At 69.5% G+C, this 298-nt stretch carries 1 protein-coding gene; it reads left to right on the forward strand.

Features of this window, described 5'->3' with window-relative positions; translation table 11 throughout:
* On the forward strand, positions 1 to 298 hold a 298-nt coding region (locus KZZ04_RS18750; protein ID WP_219423758.1), incomplete at both ends, for a transposase.

The raw sequence follows: 298 nt of genomic DNA on the forward strand, positions 1-298 counted from the left end.
TACGCAGCCGAGGCTCTGGCCGACCCCGATGCGGTGCTCGTGGTCGACGAGACCGGTTTTCCGAAGAAGGGGGCGCACTCCGTGGGCGTGGCGCGGCAGTACTCCGGCACGGCGGGGCGCATCGACAACTGTCAGGTCGGTGTGTTCCTGGCCTATGCCAGTCGCTACGGCCAGGCGCTGATCGACAGGCGGCTGTTCCTGCCCGAGGCCTGGGCCGCCGATCAGGCCCGGCGCGACAAGGCTGGTGTCCCTGAGGCGGTCGAGTTTGCCACCAAGCCGACGATCGCGCGCGCGTTGA

This window comes from Pseudoalteromonas sp. CR1, assembly GCF_019392235.1.
In the GTDB taxonomy this organism is placed as follows: domain Bacteria; phylum Pseudomonadota; class Gammaproteobacteria; order Enterobacterales; family Alteromonadaceae; genus Pseudoalteromonas.